General features: G+C 49.0%; 1 pseudogene. It reads right to left on the reverse strand.

Going from position 1 to position 259, the window contains the following annotated elements:
• Positions 1–259, reverse strand: a pseudogene (locus NQF89_RS08850) (hypothetical protein); the annotation flags it as partial.

The raw sequence follows: 259 nt of genomic DNA on the forward strand, positions 1-259 counted from the left end.
TATTTCTGTTGAGACTTCATGTTGGATGGCAATGGGTAGCCATAGGCCATCCCAAGGGGCTTGGCTGATAAGCTGGTGACTTTGGTTGGTGAGGCTACTTGGCTTATTTTCTGGGGGAAGCCAGTTTTGAGGGATGTACTTGCTATCTAGGGTGAATGATTGCCAGAAGGCGATGTTTGGGCGGAGGAGTGTTGTGATGGTTGTTCCGCCCTCGTTATATTTGGGGTAGCCAACCATACCATTTTGGGCAGAGATGATG

This window comes from Bombella pollinis, assembly GCF_026385485.1.
Taxonomy (GTDB): domain Bacteria; phylum Pseudomonadota; class Alphaproteobacteria; order Acetobacterales; family Acetobacteraceae; genus Bombella; species Bombella pollinis.